The sequence below is a fragment of the Micromonospora sp. R77 genome, from assembly GCF_022747945.1.
Lineage (GTDB): Bacteria > Actinomycetota > Actinomycetes > Mycobacteriales > Micromonosporaceae > Micromonospora.
On record NZ_JALDST010000001.1, the window covers coordinates 15,603 to 31,848 of the forward strand.

13 protein-coding genes and 1 pseudogene are annotated in these 16,246 nt (G+C 74.5%); 3 read left to right on the forward strand and 11 right to left on the reverse strand.

The window, feature by feature from the left end; all coding sequences use genetic code 11:
- Window positions 1–17: 17 nt before the first annotated feature.
- Together MRQ36_RS00080 and MRQ36_RS00085 are read right to left on the reverse strand one after the other, a co-directional pair.
- Entirely contained in the window at window positions 18–1,154 is a 1,137-nt protein-coding gene (locus MRQ36_RS00080; RefSeq protein WP_242791233.1) for a SigB/SigF/SigG family RNA polymerase sigma factor, read from the reverse strand.
- Window positions 1,155–1,421: 267 nt separating this feature from the next.
- Window positions 1,422–2,812 (reverse strand): annotated as a pseudogene (locus MRQ36_RS00085) (hypothetical protein).
- A gap of 245 nt (window positions 2,813–3,057) precedes the next feature.
- Between MRQ36_RS00085 and MRQ36_RS00090 the strand changes: the two are divergent.
- Complete coding sequence (locus MRQ36_RS00090) at window positions 3,058–3,378, forward strand: CDGSH iron-sulfur domain-containing protein (RefSeq protein ID WP_242791235.1); 321 nt, start codon at window positions 3,058–3,060, stop codon at window positions 3,376–3,378.
- Here MRQ36_RS00090 and MRQ36_RS00095 read toward each other — a convergent pair.
- The 3 genes from MRQ36_RS00095 to MRQ36_RS00105 all read right to left on the reverse strand — a co-directional run bounded on the left by MRQ36_RS00095 (window position 3,297) and on the right by MRQ36_RS00105 (window position 6,653).
- Entirely contained in the window at window positions 3,297–3,560 is a 264-nt protein-coding gene (locus MRQ36_RS00095) for an iron-containing redox enzyme family protein (RefSeq protein WP_242791237.1), read from the reverse strand. The two genes, MRQ36_RS00090 and MRQ36_RS00095, sit on opposite strands and share 82 nt — an antisense overlap.
- A 218-nt stretch (window positions 3,561–3,778) precedes the next feature.
- On the reverse strand, window positions 3,779–5,536 hold the full coding sequence (locus tag MRQ36_RS00100) for a thiamine pyrophosphate-binding protein (RefSeq protein WP_242791239.1): 1,758 nt from the start codon (window positions 5,534–5,536) through the stop codon (window positions 3,779–3,781).
- Window positions 5,529–6,653: a Vms1/Ankzf1 family peptidyl-tRNA hydrolase gene (locus tag MRQ36_RS00105; protein ID WP_242791241.1), complete on the reverse strand. Its 1,125-nt coding sequence runs from the start codon at window positions 6,651–6,653 to the stop codon at window positions 5,529–5,531. The genes MRQ36_RS00100 and MRQ36_RS00105 overlap by 8 nt, the downstream gene beginning before the upstream one ends.
- 140 nt (window positions 6,654–6,793) lie before the next feature.
- On the opposite strand from MRQ36_RS00105, the gene MRQ36_RS00110 reads away from it, so the two are divergent.
- Window positions 6,794–7,342: a hypothetical protein gene (locus MRQ36_RS00110; RefSeq protein WP_242791243.1), complete on the forward strand. Its 549-nt coding sequence runs from the start codon at window positions 6,794–6,796 to the stop codon at window positions 7,340–7,342.
- A gap of 20 nt (window positions 7,343–7,362) precedes the next feature.
- On the opposite strand, the gene MRQ36_RS00115 is transcribed toward MRQ36_RS00110, so the two are convergent.
- Window positions 7,363–7,701: a DUF3817 domain-containing protein gene (locus MRQ36_RS00115; RefSeq protein WP_242791245.1), complete on the reverse strand. Its 339-nt coding sequence runs from the start codon at window positions 7,699–7,701 to the stop codon at window positions 7,363–7,365.
- Between the two features lie 184 nt (window positions 7,702–7,885).
- On the opposite strand from MRQ36_RS00115, the gene MRQ36_RS00120 reads away from it, so the two are divergent.
- Entirely contained in the window at window positions 7,886–9,364 is a 1,479-nt protein-coding gene (locus MRQ36_RS00120; RefSeq protein ID WP_242791247.1) for a glutamate--cysteine ligase, read from the forward strand.
- Between the two features lie 48 nt (window positions 9,365–9,412).
- Here MRQ36_RS00120 and MRQ36_RS00125 read toward each other — a convergent pair whose 3' ends face one another.
- The 5 genes from MRQ36_RS00125 to treY all read right to left on the reverse strand — a co-directional run bounded on the left by MRQ36_RS00125 (window position 9,413) and on the right by treY (window position 16,246).
- The gene (locus tag MRQ36_RS00125; RefSeq protein ID WP_242791249.1) at window positions 9,413–10,585 is read right to left on the reverse strand and encodes a zinc-dependent alcohol dehydrogenase; all 1,173 of its coding nucleotides are present in this window, start codon (window positions 10,583–10,585) and stop codon (window positions 9,413–9,415) included.
- A 19-nt stretch (window positions 10,586–10,604) separates the two neighbouring features.
- Window positions 10,605–11,288, reverse strand: coding sequence for an SRPBCC family protein (locus MRQ36_RS00130; RefSeq protein WP_242791251.1), 684 nt, complete (start codon window positions 11,286–11,288; stop codon window positions 10,605–10,607).
- Entirely contained in the window at window positions 11,219–11,566 is a 348-nt protein-coding gene (locus MRQ36_RS00135) for a hypothetical protein (protein WP_242791253.1), read from the reverse strand. The genes MRQ36_RS00130 and MRQ36_RS00135 overlap by 70 nt, the downstream gene beginning before the upstream one ends.
- Window positions 11,567–12,194: 628 nt before the next feature.
- Complete coding sequence (treZ, locus tag MRQ36_RS00140) at window positions 12,195–13,925, reverse strand: malto-oligosyltrehalose trehalohydrolase (protein ID WP_242791255.1); 1,731 nt, start codon at window positions 13,923–13,925, stop codon at window positions 12,195–12,197.
- On the reverse strand, window positions 13,922–16,246 hold the full coding sequence (treY, locus tag MRQ36_RS00145) for a malto-oligosyltrehalose synthase (RefSeq protein WP_242791257.1): 2,325 nt from the start codon (window positions 16,244–16,246) through the stop codon (window positions 13,922–13,924). The genes treZ and treY overlap by 4 nt, the downstream gene beginning before the upstream one ends.

Here is a 16,246-nt window from a genome sequence, read left to right on the forward strand (position 1 = left end):
TCTCGTCGTACGGAAGCTCAGTCGGCCGCGGGCAGGCCGGCGGCGGCCAGTGACCGGCGGACGGCCGGCTGGACCCGGGTCAGTCGCAGCGGCACCCCGGTGCGGACCGCCGCGTCCCGGCCGGCCATCAGCGCGGCGATGCCGCCGGCGTCGACGGCGCCCGCGCCGACCAGGTCGACCACCACCTCGCGGGGCTGCCCGGTCACCGCCTCCAGCATCGCCCGGCGCAACTTGTCCGCACCGTCCCGGTCGACCTCGCCGCCGACGGAGACGACCACCTGGTCGCCGTGCTGCTGCACCGAGATCCGGGTCTTCGCCGGCTCCGCCTCGGCCGTCCCGTTCTGCCAGGGCGGCGGCGCGTCGGCGAGCATGGCCTGCCGCAGCCAGGTCAGCGCCCGGGACAGCAGCCGGGAGACGTGCATCTGGGAGATGCCGAACCGGGCGGCGATCTCCGCCTGCGTCTGGTTGCCGTAGAAGCGCATGGCGAGGATCCGCCGCTCCCGCCAGGGCAGCCGGTGCAGCAGTCCGCTGACCGTGACCCGGTCGTCGACCGATTCCAGCGCGCTGTCCGACTCACCGACCAGGTCGCCGAACTCGGCCGAACTCTCCCCACCGACCGGCGCGTTGAGCGAGGCCGGGCTGTAACCGGCGGCCGACTCCAGCGCGGCGAGGATCTCCTCCTCCGGCGTCTCCAACCGGGCGGACAGCTCGGCCACGGTGGGCGCGCGGGACAGCTCACTGGTGAGCGCCGCCGTGGCCTGCCCCACCTCCAGGATCAGGTCGCGCAACCGGCGGGGCACGTGCACGCCCCAGGTGCGGTCCCGGAAGTGCCGTTTGATCTCACCGACGATGGTGATCGCCGCATACGCGGTGAACGAGCCCCGCTCCGGGTCGTACCGGTCGACCGCGTTGACCAGGCCGAGGCGGGCCACCTGCTCCAGGTCCTCCAGCGGCTCCCCCCGACCGCGGTAGCGGCGGGCGAGCCGGCCGGCGAAGGGCAGCGCGAACCGGACGAGGTCGTCCCGCGCCTCCTGCCGCCGCTCCGGCGGCAGCCCGGCGATCCGCGCCGCGTACGCCAGCGCCGCCGCGTCGAGATCCTCCAGCCCGCGCTCGGTGGGTGGTGGTGGTGTGGTCGTGGTGGTCTGTCCGAACATCCGCGCCTCCCTCGCCGAAGGTCCCCCGCCCGGATTGGGAAACCGGTCGTGCGCGTGGTCGAGCCACGCACCGGGCCGGAAGTGGGTTACGTGACGGGCACGTAGGAAGCGACGACACGTCGCTGCGCAGCGCCGATCGCCGTCGCAGCGAGCGGTGTTCCCGCTCCGTAGGTACTCAATCACGGACCGCGAGGTCGTGAGGATGTTTCGCCGGGGTTGGTGGCACGAGGCGCGGGTCCGCCGCCGGCGCATCCCGGCAGGTGCCGCTCAGCTGACCAGCAGGCCCTGGTGGGCGCCCCCGTCGCGGAGCGCGTCGAGCGCGTCGACCATGCGCAGCGGCGGCGGCACCGGCAGGTCGTACGGCTGGTTGCGGAGCACCTCCGTGGCCCGGCGGGTGGGCACCGAGGAGACCGGGTAGCCGCGGGCCGAGCCCCGGTCCAGGGCCCGCCGCCGACGGCCGAACGCGGCCACGGCGAGCCACTGCGGCAGCCCGGCGAGGGCCGGCGAACGCACCCCGGGCGGCTCGGGCAGCACGTCCACCGAGCTGAACGGCTCGCTGCTGGCGAGCCACCACTCCACCCCCTCCACCCGGCGTCGGGTCGCGTTCTCGCACCAGTACGGCACCAGCCCGGCGCGCAGCACCTGCCAGGGGTCGAGCAGCCGCCCGCACTCGACCACCAGCCGGTTCCCGGTCTTGCCGTGCCGCCGCAGCCAGCGCCGGTACAGGTCGGCGACCACGGCGCTGAGCGCGTCCGGGTGCGGCACGCACACCCGGTGCAGCGGGTGACCGTGGCGGCCGGTCCAGCCCCGGACGGAATCGTCGAAACCGGACTCCACGCCGTGCTCGGCATCCCCGTGCGGGGTGGAGACCTGGGGCGGCACCCAGTGCCGCCCGTCCCCGCCGGCCGAGCGGAGCACCTGCCGCAGCGCGGGCGCGTCCGGGTGGAAGTCGACCGGGTCCAGGCCGCTGGCGGGGCAGCCGACCTGGAAGCTGTGCCCCCGTCCGTCGTCGAGCAGCGGCCAGGTGCGGGCGTCCCGCAGCAGCAGCACCGGGGCACCCGGGTCGAGCCGGTCGGCGAGGAAGCGCCGGTACGCCCCCGGCAGCGTCCGCCACCGTACGGCGAGGGCCACCGTCGCGCCGGCCAGGGCCCCCGGCTGGCCGGGCAGTGCACCTGCCGGACGTGCACGTCGGGGTTGCCGGCCAGCAGGCGGGCGGCGAGGGCCGCACCGTGGTCGAGGGCGTCCTGCGGCCGGTCCACCGCGCCGCGGCTCCAGTGCACCGTCGTCTCGAAGCCGGTCGGCAGCCAGGGCATCCCGAGGGCGACCGCCAGGTGCGCCGCCGCGCCGTGCGGCGAGCCGAGCACCACGCCCGGCCAGCGGCGGTGCGGATACTGGCCGGCGATCCAGCCGGCCACCCGCTCGGCGTCCACCTCGGCGGTCTGGGCCGGGGTGAGGGCGAGCCGACCGGCGGCCCGGGACGCCGCGGCCCGCCGGAGCGGTTCGGGGGCACCGACGAAACGGGACGGCGGGACGGGGCGACCCAGGTCGGCGCAGTCGTCGCCGCGCAGCGCCCGGGCGGTCGCCGCCACCAGCACCCGGGCGGTGCTGCCGACGGCGACGACCCGATCGCCGGCCAGGCCCGCGTCCGCCGCCGTCAACCCCACCGGCACCTTCGGCACCGGCCCCACCTTGCCTCGTTCGCTCACCACGCGGCCCGGCTTCCCGTCCCTATCGGGTCTAAACGGGCATCCCCCCACGCGCCGGACCAATCCCCGGTCCGGCGGCTGACCGGGCGGTAGCGACGCACGCCGCGCAGGGACACCGAGTCGCCGTGGTCCGGCGGTGCCGGGCGGAAGCAGGGCGGCCCGGCGTGGCGGGCACCCGGACGGGCACTCCAGCGCGCATGCCCGACGACGAGCCCACTGCCCCGGCCGCCGCCACCATCACCCCCTACCAGGACGGACCGCTGCTGGTCCGCGGCGACTTCGCCCTGGTCACCCCGGACGGGCAGCGCATCGACACCCGCCGCGGCACGGTCGCGCTCTGCCGCTGCGGCAAGTCCGCGCTGAAGCCGTTCTGCGACGGCACGCACAAGGCGGTGCGGTTCCGCGCCGGCACCGACCGCGAGGCCCGAGGCCCGGCTCAGGCGGCGGAACGGACCGCCCGAGCCCCGGCGACGGTACGCAACGACGAACGGCCGGCCGCCCAGCTGTCCAGCAGGTGAGCGGTGAAGAGCGAGATGAGGTTGTTGGTCGCCAGGTTCACCGCCGGCACCCGGTCCAGGTGGGCGGCGTAGCCGGTGTCCAGGTCCAGCCGCTGCACGGTGACCCGGAACAGCTCGGCGTGCATCCGGTCCAGCCGGCCGTCGCCGTACTCGTCCATCTGGATCCCGACCAGCGCGGCCATGGCGGGACCGCCGAGGCGGTGACCGGGTCGACCGCGTCGACGTGCGCGCCGAGCCCGCCGGCAGGTCGTGCGGCGGCTGCCGCACCGCCGCCAGCAGGGCGGCGGACAGCGGGCCGCGCGCCACCGGCAGCGGCGCGGGCCCGTAGCGACGGTCGACGGATCCGGACATGCCACCTCCAGCGAAGACGATCTGCTGGACATGCCCTGGTCGGGGTCGACTAGACGAGGCCGTCGGCGCCCACCGCCAGGTTGGCGAGCGTCCGCTCCCGCACCCGGCGGGCCGCGTCCCCGTCGGCGAAGAGGCCGCGCAGATCGGCCAGCGCCGGCTCCGGTGGGTCCAGCGGCACGGCCGGGTCCACGATCGCCTCCAGCACGCTGGGCCGGTCCGCGGCGAGGACCTCGTCCCAGGCGGGGCCGACCAGCTCCGGCCGGTCCACCCGGACGCCGTGCAACCCCAGCAGCCGGGCCCACCCGGCGTACGGCACGTCGGGGCGGCGGTCGGCCGACTCCCCTGGTGGGGTGCGCCCGGCGCCCCGGCCGGACTGGTCCCGGTTGTTGAGCACCAGCACCACCAGCCGGGGATCGCGCCACTGTGGCCAGTGGTGCGCCACGGTGATCAGCTCGGCCAGGCCGTTGAGCTGCATCGCCCCGTCGCCGAGCAGCGCGACCACCGGTCGGTCCGGACGGGCCAGCTTGGCGGCCACCGCGTACGGCAGGGCGCAGCCCATCGAGCCGAGCGTGCCGCACAACTGGGCGGTGACCTCCGGCGGCAGCGCCAGGTGCCGGGCGTACCAGTAGAGGACCGAACCCACGTCGACGGCGAGGGCGCCACGACGGGGCAGCCGGGTGCCGAGTTCCTGGAGCACCAGTTGCGGGTTGATCGGCTCCGCCGGCACGGCGGCCCGTTCCGCCACCTCCGCCCGCCACCGGTCGACGGAACCCTCCACCACGCCGCGCCACTGCTGGTGGCGGCGGCCGGGCACCCGGGTCAACAGGGCACGCAGCGTCTCCACGGCGTCACCCACCAGCGGCACGTCCACCGGGTAGCGGGCGCCGATCCGGCGCCCGTCGATGTCGATCTGGACGGTCCGGGCCTGCCCCGGCACCGGGAGGTAGTCGGTCCACGGGTCGTTGGTGCCGACCAGCAGCAGGGTGTCGCAGCTGCCCATCAGCTGGGCGGCGGCGGTGGTGCCGACCTCGCCGAGCACGCCGGTGTGGAACGGCAGCCGCTCGTCGAGCACCGGCTTGCCCAGCAGCGAGGTGGCCACCCCGGCGCCGAGCCGGTCGGCGAGCGCAACGATCTCGTCGGCCGCGCCGTGCGCGCCCTGCCCCACCAGGATCGCCACCCGCTGGCCGGTGCTCAGCACCGACGCGGCGGCGGCCAGGTCGCCGTCGTGCGGCAGCACCCGGGCCAGTGGCTCCCCCGGCGTCGCCGAGAGGATCCCGGCGGCCTGCGGCAGCAGTTCCCGCACCGGGGCGAGCTGCACCTCGCGCGGCAGCACCACGCAGGTGGGGCTCCGGGTCGCCGCCGCGGTACGGAACGCCTGGTCCAGCACCGCGGGCACCTGTTCCGGGGCCCGGGCGTAGCGGACGAACTGGCAGACGTCGCCGAAGAGCCGGCTCAGGCCGATCTCCTCGTGGGCCGCGCCCAGCGGGCCCGAGACGTCCTCCCCGATGATCGCCACCACCGGTTTGCTGTCCAGCTTGGCGTCGTAGAGGCCGTTGAGCAGATGCACCGCGTTCGGTCCCTGGGTGGCCAGGCACACCCCGATCTCGCCGGTGAACTTGGCGTGCCCGGTGGCCATGAAGGCGGCGGTCTCCTCGTGCCGGGCGGGGATGAACTCCGGGTCCCCGCCCGAGGCGTCCAGGGCCGCCACCACGGGGGCGATCGCCGGCGCGGGACAGCCGAAGGCGCGCGGCACCCGCCAGGCGCGCAGCCGCTCCACCACCAGGTCCGCCCCCGTACGGTCAGCCATTGCCCCGCCCGGGGGTGCTCGCGTCGACGTAGCGCAGCACCGCACCGACCCCGTCGGTGAGCTCCGGCGCCTCCTCCGGCGCCAGCACGGTCAGCTCGGCGTCGGTGCCGACCAGCGCCCGCAGCAGGGCGGCGTCGGCGCGCACCGGCTGCGGGTCGGCGACCGACATGGCGGCGAGCTGGTCCGGGTCGGTGGCGATCTCGGTCGGGTCGGGGCCGACCCACAGCTGCCCGTCGGCGGAGGCGTCGTCCACGATGAGCATGGTGTCGACCTGGTTGCGCTGCAGCGCCCGGACCACGGCGTCCAGGCCCGCGCCGACGTCCTCCTGCAGGCCGAACCGGTCCAGCGCGGCGGTGACCCGCTGGTCGGCCACCTCGGCGATGGTCTGCACGGTCAGGTCGTCCATCGCCGTCGGGTCGGCGCCGCCGGCCCGCTTGCCCGCGTCGGTACGCACCAGCACGTCCTGCCACCGCTCGGGGAGCTGGGCGGCGATCATGCCGGTGGCCCGGATGTCGCCGGCCACCAGCACCACGTCGGCGCCGACCTTGTCGGCCAGCTCGGCGGTGGCCGCGGCGGCGTCGCCGGCGTTGTGGTGCCACGCCTCCATGGCGGCCCGCTGATAGCGGGACTGGGACCAGCCGCCCGGCTGCACCCGGCGCAGCTGCCAGCTCTCCCGCCCCTGCACGTGGGCGCGGCGGGGCACCCCGCCGGCGCTGACCGCCACGGCGTCGGCGCCGGTCCGGTCGGCGAGCACCCGCACCCAGGCGACCTGCTCACCACGCTGGGCGACCAGCGGCATGGTGTGCGGCAGCGCGGACCAGGTGGCCAGGTCACGCAGCGGCGGGGCGGCCAGGTACTCGGTGAGCACCACCCGCCCGCCGGTGGCGAAGACGGCCACGCCGTAGTCGCCCGGCATCGGGTCGTGCCCGCGGACCACCCGTTCCACCGCGTCGATGGTCCCCGCGTCGGCGCCCTGCTCCAGCAGTTGGCCCTTGAGGGCCCGCCAGCGCAGGTCCAGCGCGGGACGCGAGTCGTGGGTGTCCCGGGAGGCGTCCAGATAGACCGAGCACCACGGCCCGGGACGGTCGTAGAGCGGGCGCAGGAAGGACAGCTGCATGCTCGACCCCTTTCCGGCTCGGCCGCACGCATACCCGCGCCGGTCCGGAGTTCACCTGCCGGTCAACCGCGTGAAGTGTGTTCATTCACGTCGTTCAACCCGATCGGCCGATACCATCGGTACACGTAACGGAACTCTGGGTGGTGACCATGGAAACGGACCTGCACACTCCCCGCGTCGTCCACCCGACGGAGCGGATCGTCACCGGCCGGGTGCTCCGGCTGCTGGAGGGCTACCCGCGCGAGGTCCGGGTGGGGCAGCCGGTCCTGGTGGCGGTCCTGACGGCCGCGGGCGTGGTGGGACTGCTGATGCTGCTGGTGCGCTCGCTGCTGACGAACGTCGGCGGAGGCGCCCGACGCAGCTTCAAGGAGCTGAAGAAGGGCCCGGAGTTCCTGGTCACCCCGGTGCGGCTGCGGGACCGCGCGGAACGGCTGGTCGAGGTGGAGCTGCACGGGCACCTGCCGCAGAGCGCCCTGCACCCCGGCGACCACGTGCAGGTGACGCTCCGCCCCCAGCCCGACGCCGACCTGCCGCCGAAGATCGAGCGGATCGTCAACCTCACCACCGGGCAGCTGCTCACGCCGCGCACGGCCACGGTGTGGTCGCACCTGGGTCCGGCGCTGCTGCTGCAGGCCACGCTCGGCGCGCTGCTGCTGTGCGGCATCGCCGCCTGGTCGATGCTCCGCTAGCCGCTCGCGTCGACCGCCGGTCAGCCGACCGGGGTCGGCGTCCGGCGCGCGTCGGTCGGGTCGTCGAGCAGGCCACGCCGGCGGGCCCGGCGCTCGAAGACGACGGTCGCGAACGGCGGCACCGCGCAGGCCAACGCCACCACGGTGGTCACCGGCGACCAGCCGCGCAACCGCGCCACCACCAGCACGAGGATCCCGTACGCCACGAAGAGCGCGCCGTGGATCGGCCCGAAGACGTGCACGCCGATCTCGTTGCCGGGCGGGCCGTACTTGACGGCCATCCCGGCGAGCAGCGCCGCCCAGGAGCAGGCCTCGGCGATCGCCGCCCACACGAACAGCCTGGTCGCCTTCTCGCGCATCGCACTCCCCCACCCGACGGTCGCCGCCATGGTAACCAGCCGGCCGGCCCGAGCCGCGCCGCCGGACCCGGACGCGACCGGGATCACCCGGCCGCGGACGGGGTAGGTAAAGGGACCTTCGGGTCTTCCCCGCCCCACGGTGTCGTGCAAGGTTAGGGGAACCAACGGTGACAGGGTGGTGACCATGGGCGAGGATGTCGGCGCACGGACGTTCAGCCGGGAGGACCGGGCCCGCTACCGCGAGAAGGTCCGGCGCTGCCTGGACGTCTTCGCCGAGATGCTGCGCGAGTCGCGCTTCGACGTGGAACGGCCGATGACCGGCCTGGAGATCGAGCTGAACCTGGTCGACGACGACTCGCTGCCGGCGATGCGCAACGCCGACGTGCTGGCCGCCATCGCCGATCCGGACTTCCAGACCGAGCTGGGCCAGTTCAACGTCGAGATCAACGTGGCGCCGCGCCGGCTGACCGGCACCGGCACCGCGCAGTTCGAGGAGCACGTCCGGGCCAGCCTGAACGCCGCCGAGACCAAGGCCCGGACCGTCGGCGCGCACATGGTCATGATCGGCATCCTGCCGACCCTGCGCCCGGCGCACCTGACCGCCGACACGCTGTCGGCCAATCCGCGCTACGCGCTGCTCAACGAGCAGATCTTCGCGGCCCGCGGCGAGGACCTGCAGATCTCCATCGGCGGGGTGGAACGCCTCGCCACCACCGCGGACACCATCACCCCGGAGGCCGCCTGCACCAGCACCCAGTTCCACCTCCAGGTCAGCCCGGCCCAGTTCGCCGACTACTGGAACGCCGCCCAGGCCGTCGCCGGCATCCAGGTCGCCCTCGGCGCGAACTCGCCGCTCTTCTTCGGCCGGGAGCTGTGGCGGGAGACCCGGGTACCGCTGTTCCAGCAGGCCACCGACACCCGCTCCGAGGAGATCAAGGCCCAGGGGGTACGCCCCCGGGTCTGGTTCGGGGAACGCTGGATCACCACCGTCTTCGACCTGTTCGAGGAGAACGTCCGCTACTTCCCGGCGCTGCTGCCGGTCTGCGACCCGGAGGACCCGGCGGCCACCCTGGCCGAGGGGGGCGTGCCGAAGCTCGCCGAGCTGCGCCTGCACAACGGCACCATCTACCGCTGGAACCGCCCGGTCTACGACGTGCTCAAGGGACGCCCGCACCTGCGGGTGGAGAACCGGGTGCTGCCGGCCGGGCCGACCGTGGTGGACACCGTCGCCAACGGCGCGTTCTACTTCGGCCTGGTCCGGGCCCTCGCCGAGTCGGACCGTCCGCTGTGGTCGCAGATGTCGTTCAGCGCCGCCGAGGAGAACTTCCACACCTGCGCCCGGCACGGCATCGACGCCCAGGTGTTCTGGCCCGGGCTGGGTTACCTGCCGGTGACCGAGCTGGTGCTGCGCCGGCTGCTGCCGCTGGCCCATCAGGGGCTGGACCGGTGGGGACTCGACCCGGGCGAGCGGGACCGGCTGCTCGGCATCATCGAGCAGCGCTGCCTGACCGGGCGCAACGGCGCGACCTGGCAGGTGGAGACGCTGCACCGGCTGGAGTCGGCGGACCATCTGGACCGCCCGGAGGCGCTGCGAGAGGTGGTCCGCCACTACGTCGAGCTGATGCACAGCAACCGCCCGGTCCACGAGTGGCCGCTGCCCTGAGCGGCCCGCCCGGGCATGACCTGCCGGGCAGGCCGGGGCACGACGCGGTCAGACCTTCAGCACGACCTTCGTGCAGTCGTCCTGCTTCTTCTGGAAGATCTGGTAGCCCTTCGCGGCGTCCTTGAGCGGCAGGTGGTGGCTGATGACGAAGCTCGGGTCGATCTCGCCCCGCCGGATGCGCTCCAGCAGCGGCCGGGTGTAGCGCTGGACGTGGCACTGCCCGGTCCGCATGATCAGCGACCGGTTCATGAACGCGCCCATCGGGAACTTGTCCACGAACCCGCCGTACGCGCCGATCACCGAGACCACTCCCCCGCTGCGGCAGGCCAGGATCGCCTCGCGCAGCGCGAACGGCCGCTCGGTCTCCACCCGCGCCGCCTGCTTCGCCCGGTCGTAGGCGTACATCGCGGCGTTGCCGTGGTGGCCCTCCAGGCCGACCGCGTCGATGCAGGCGTCCGGGCCCCGGCCGGCGGTCAGCTCGTTGAGCGCGTCGAGGACGTCGGTCTCCTCGTAGTTCAGCACCTCCGCCCCGGCCCGGTCGGCCGCCAGCCGCAGCCGGTACGGGTACCGGTCGATGACGATGACCCGTTCCGCGCCGAGCAGCCGGGCGCTGGCGGCGGCGAGCAGCCCGACCGGTCCGGCGCCCCAGACGGCCACCACGTCGCCGGGCGTGATGTCGCACATCTCGGCACCCATGTAACCGGTGGGGAAGATGTCGGCGAGCATCAGCGCCTGGTCGTCGGGCACCTCGTCGGGGACCTTCAGCGGGCCGACGTCGGCGAAGGGCACCCGGGCGTACTCCGCCTGACCGCCGGCGTAGCCGCCGGTGAGGTGGGAGTAGCCGAAGATGCCGGCAGGCGAGTGGCCCATCAGTTTCTCGGCGAAGCCGGCGTTCGGGTTGGAGTTCTCGCAGACCGAGAAGAGTCCCTGCTGGCAGGAGCGACAGCGGCCGCAGGCGATGGGGAAGGGCACCACCACCCGGTCGCCGACGGCGAGGTTGCCCACCTCGGGGCCGACCTCGACCACCTCGCCCATGAACTCGTGGCCGAGGATGTCGCCCTCGCGCATCGCGGGGATGTAGCCGTGGTAGAGGTGCAGGTCGGAGCCGCAGATCGCGGTGGAGCTGATCTTCACGATCGCGTCCCGCGAGTTCATGATCTTCGGGTCCGGGACGTCGACGACCTTGACCTTGTCCTTGCCCACCCAGGTGGTGGCCTTCATCGTGTCTCCTTCGGGCAGGTCAGCGGCCGGAGCCGGCGGACAGGGGCTGGGCAGGGCGCTGGCGGAGCTGCTGCCCCAGCGAGATCCCGTCGGGGCCGGCGTCGGAGCGGACCACCTCGCCGGTCTCCAGCACCTGCTTGAAGCGGCGCAGGTCGTCGCGGACCTGCTGCTCGGGCTCCTCGCCGAACAGCTTCGCCACGGCCCGACCGAGGCGACCGGCGGGCGGCGCGTAGCCGAGCTGCACGCGGACCTCGGTGCCCCGGTCGCCGGGGGCCGGCAGGAAGCGCACCCGACCGGCGTTCGGCACCCGCGCGCCGGGCAGCGAGCGCCAGGCGAGCGACTCGTTCGGCCGGTCGTCGACGATCTCCGCGTCCCAGGAGATCGACCGGCCCGCCGGTCCCCGCGCCACCCAGTGGGAACGGCGCAGGTCGTCGGCCCGGACCGACTCCAGGTGGGTCATGAACCGGGGCAGGTTCTCCAGGTTCCGCCAGAACCGGTACGCCTCGCTGGCCGGGGTGTTGACGGTCACCGCGAGTTCCATCCGGACCAGTCGCCGGCGGGCCCGCCGGGCTCGCCCCGCGCGCAGCGTGGCCACCACGTCCACGGCGGTGATGCCGGCGATGACGGCGGTGGTCACGGCGACCCGACGGCGTCGGTCGCCGGACCGGTCGGCCCAGGCCCGCCCGAGCAGCGCCAGGTCCATCGCGTCCCCGCCGACCCGGCTCCCCGTCCACCGGCCGGGGTGCCGCCCCGCAGCAACCCGGCGGCGGGGGCCAGCTCACGCAGCCCGATCGCCGGCAGCAGCGCCCGGGCCTCGCGCGAGTCGTCCAGGCCGGTCCACCGGGCGACCAGGTCCGGCGCGAGCAGCGCGCCCGCGCCGAGGGCCAGGCTGACCAGCCCGAGGGTACGCGGCAGCGCGCCGCTGCGCGCCGACCCGTCCAGTTCGGGCAGCACCACCCCGTCGATTCTCTCCACGTCCACGCCTCGCTCCCGCGTCGTCGGGACCGCCCCGCCCGGCGGCCGGCGGTGATCCCGCCATGCTGACGCTATGCCCCCGAATCGGGACACGAACCCCGAATCCACGCGCGGGCCGCCGGATATCGACCGCTGGGTGCCGGAGGCCGGATGCCGACCTCTGCGCGCCGGAAGCCGGATGCCGGTCGGGCACCAGGCGCTCTTCCGGCGACGACCAGCACGATGCCCCGGTTCTCCTTGCCGCCGGTGGGCACCGGCGAGTCCTCCGCCCGGTCCCGTTGTTCACCGAGCCGGACCAGGCTCACGGCCGCTACGAACCTGATTACATCAGTGGATCAGGCACTCGACGGTGATCATGATTCATGTGGGTAATCAGGTTCGTAGCGGCAGGGCAGCGTCTTCTCCCGTCGCGTATCTCACCCACCGGCGGCGGGCCCGGACGGGGCTGCTCACGGCATGCCAGCCGGTGACGAGACCGTTCGCGAAGCCGGACACCGGCCAGCGGCGGGCGAGGACGGCCGGCGAACCAACCCGGCCACCGGCTGAACCTGGCCAGCACCCGACCCGGCCGAGGACCCGACCCGGCGGGACGGACAGCGGCGGCCGGGTGCTCGGCCGCCACTGCCGGGGCGGCTCAGGCGACGATTGCGGCCGTCTCGGCCGGCAGCTGGAGGCCGTCCCGCATCACCGTGACCCCGGTGCCGGTGGTCAGCAGGACGGTGCGTACCGGGCCGGGCAGGTTGATCCGCTGTGCCTTGCCGGCCAGGTTCGCCACCACCAGCGTCTCGCCCCGGCGCATCACCAGGAACTGGTCGCCGTGCCGGACCTCGACCGCGTCCAGTCGGGGGTCGGACAGGTCGGCGCGGCTCTTGCGCAGGGCGATCAGCCGCCGGTGGAAGTCGTACATCTCGCGGTGTTCGGGTTTGTCCAGCTCGGCCCAGTCGAGCCGGGAGCGGACGAAGGTCTGCCGGTCCTGGGGATCGGGCACGTCCCCGGGCGGCCAGCCGTGCGCGGCGAACTCGCGCCGACGGCCGGTGGCGACGGCGGTGGCCAGCTCCGGCTCCGGGTGGCTGGTGAAGAACTGCCACGGGGTGCTGGCCGCCCACTCCTCCCCCATGAACAGCATCGGGGTGAACGGCGCGGTCATCAGCAGCGTCGCCCCGACCCGCAGCAGCGCCGGGGAGAGCGTGGCGGAGATCCGGTCACCGGTGGCCCGGTTGCCGATCTGGTCGTGGTTCTGCAGGTACGCCACGAACCGGTGCCCCGGCGTCCGCTGCCGGTCCACCGGCCGGCCGTGGCTGCGCCTGCGGAAGCTGGACCAGGTGCCGGCGTGGAAGAACGCTCCGGTCAGCACGTCCGCCAGGCACTCCAGGGAGCCGAAGTCGCCGTAGTAGCCCTGCCGCTCGCCGGTGAGCAGGGTGTGCAGCGCGTGGTGGGCGTCGTCGTTCCACTGGGCGTGCAGGCCGTACCCGCCGGCCTCCCGTGGCGTGATCAGTTTCGCGTCGTTGAGGTCGGACTCGGCGATCAGCGACAGCGGCCGGCCGAGGTGGGTGGCCAGGGCCTCCACCTCCACGGCGACCTGCTCCAGGAAGTGGGTGGCCCGGGAGTCGGGCATGGCGTGCACGGCGTCCAGCCGCAGCCCGTCGACGTGGTAGTCGCGCAGCCACATCAGCACGCTGTCGATGATGTAGCGGCGCACCCCGTCGGAGTGCGGGCCGTCCAGGTTGACGGTGCGGCCCCAGGTGTTGCTCTGCTCGGTCAGGTAGGGCGCGAACATCGGCGCGTAGGCCCCGGAGGGCCCGAAATGGTTGTAGACGACGTCGAGGATCACCCCCAGCCCCTTGGCGTGGGCGGCGTCGACCAGTCGTTTCAGCCCGTCCGGTCCCCCGTACGGCTGGTGCGGGGCATACCAGCAGACCCCGTCGTAACCCCAGTTGTGCTCGCCGTTGAAAGCGTTGACCGGCAGCAGCTCGATCAGGTCGACGCCGAGGTCGACCAGGTGGTCGAGGCGGCCGATCGCCGCGTCGAAGGTGCCCTCCGGGGTGAAGGTGCCGATGTGCAGCTCGTAGAGGATGCTGCCGGGCAGCTGCCGGCCGGTCCAGCCCTGGTCGGTCCAGTCGAACGCGGCGTGGTCGTAGCGGCGGCTCGGGCCGTGCACGCCGGCCGGCTGCCAGGCCGATCGGGGGTCGGGCAGCGCCCGCTCGTCGTCGCCGAGGACGAAGGCGTAGTCGGTGCCCGGGCCGGCGTCGGGCACCTCGACCCGCCACCAGCCGTCCGGGCCGGAACGCATCTCGTGGTCGGCGACGCCGGGCAGGCGCAGCCGGACCCGGGCGGCCTCGGGCGCCCACACCGTGAACTCGGTCATGCGGCAGCCTCCACGGAGTCGGTGGGAGCCAGGAGGGCGACGGGATAGGTGCTCAACAGATCATGAAGGAGCAGCTCAGAACCACTGTAGACCCGACCGGTGAACAGGTCGGTCACCGGATGAACAGGAAGTGACAGAGTCGTGTCGCGCCAGCCGCCGGCCTCGGCCAGACCGAGCGGCAGCCGGGTGGCCACGGCGATCGCCCCGCCCCGGTCGAAGGCGACCACGTGCGTCCCGGCCGGCCCGTGCGCCGGCACCGGCCGGTAGCCGGCGAACAGCTCCGGGCGGTCCCGGCGCAACCGCAGCGTCCGGGACACCACCAGCAGCTTCGCCGCGCCGTCGGCGGCCACGTCGGGCCGCCGGCCGGCGTCGAGCCGGGCCAGCAGCTCCCGGCGTACGGCGAAGTCGACCGGGCGGCGGTTGTCGGGATCGACCAGCGAGTTCTCCCAGAGCTCGGTGCCCTGGTAGGTGTCCGGCACACCGGGCATGGCGAGCTGGACCAGCTTCTGCCCGAGCGAGTTGGACCAGCCGGCCGGGGTGATCCCGGCGGCGAAGGCGGTCAGCTCGGCGTGCAGCTCCGGGTCGTCGTACATCCGGTCGACCAGGGCGTGCAGCTGCCGCTCGAAGGCCGGGTCGGGGTCGGCCCAGCTGGTGGAGACCGACGCCTCCCGGGCGGCCTTCTCCACGTACGCGTGCAGGCGCTCCCGCTCGATCGGCCAGGCGCCGACGGCGGTCTGCCAGAGCAGGTGGGCGAAGGCGGGGTCGGCCAGCGGGGCGCGGGACATCCAGTCGCCGACCCGCTCGGCCCAGCGGCCGGGCAGCTCGGACAGGACGGCCAGCCGGGCCCGGACGTCCTCGCCGCGCTTGGTGTCGTGGGTGGAGAGGGCGGTCATGCTCGCCGGCCAGCGCACCTGGCGGGCGGCGGCGAAGCGGTGGAACTCGGCCGGCGGCACGCCGAAGTGGGCGGGGCTGCCGCCGACCTCGTTGAGCGCGACGAACCGGCTCCACCGGTAGTAGGCGGTGTCCTCGACGCCCTTGGCCATCACCGCGCCGGTGAGCTGCGGGAACCGGGCGGCCAGCTCGTGGTCGGGGTCGCGGAGCCGGGCGGTGACCGCGTCCAGGGTGGCGGTCAGGTCGGGGCGGCGGCGCCCGGCCTCGGCGCGGGCGGCGGCCAGGTGCCGGGCCCCCTCCGGCGGGTAGCCGCGGTAGACCGGGAAGCAGGCGGCCAGCTCGGTGAGGGCGGCCCGGACCTGTTCACGCTCCAGCTCGGGCACGAGCGCGGCGAGCCGGCTCAGCTCGGCGGCGAGCAGCCGGGTGGCGGCCTCCAGCTTCGTGTCGTGGGTCAGGTTCGGCCAGGAGGTGGCCTGCCCGGTGAGCCGGGTGTCCAGGGCGGTGAAGTCGCCCTCGGCGCGCGGGTCGACGAAGAGACCGCTGACGGCGGCGAGGGCGTCGTAGCCGGTGGTGCCGTCGACCGGCCAGTCGGGCAGCTCCTCGCCGTACTCCAGGATCTTCTCCACGACCAGCCACGCGGCGGGCGCGGCGGCGCGCAGCCGGGCCAGGTATTCCGCCGGGTCGCGCAGCCCGTCCGGGTGGTCCACCCGGATGCCGTCCAGCTCGCCGGCGTCGGCCCAGCGCAGGATCTCCGCGTGGGTGGCCCGGAAGACCTCCGGGTCCTCCACCCGCAGGCCGGCCAGGTCGGAGACGGCGAAGAACCGGCGGTACGTCAGCTCGCTGTCGCCGCGCCGCCAGGAGACCAGCTCGTAGTGCTGCCGGTCGTGCACCTGCCGGGGGTTGCCGGCGTCGGTGCCGTCGGCGATCGGGAAGCGGTGCTCGTGGTAGCGCAGCTCCCCGTCGGCGACCTTGAGGTCGTCGAGGGCGTCGGGGGTGTCGGCGAGCACCGGCAGCAGCAGCCGACCCCGGTCCCAGTCGATGTCGAACCAGTCCGCGTACGCCGACTCGCGGCCCCGGCGCAGCACGTCCCACCAGGCGGGGTTGGCCGCGGGTCGGGCCACCCCGGCGTGGTTGGGCACGATGTCCACGACCAGGCCCAGGCCGGCGGCGCGCAGCGCCCGGACCAGCCGCTGCCGGCCGGCCTCGCCGCCGAGTTCGGGGTTGACCGCGCGGTGGTCGACCACGTCGTAGCCGTGCGCCGAGCCGGGGGTGGCGGTGAGCAGCGGCGCGCTGTAGAGGTGGGTGACGCCGAGGTCGGCGAGGTAGCCGGTGAGGCCGGCGGTGGCGTCGAGGTCGAACCCGGGCCGCACCTGGACGCGGTAGGTCGACCCCACCCGCGTCGTCGCGTCGGGTCGGGGGATGTCGGTCAT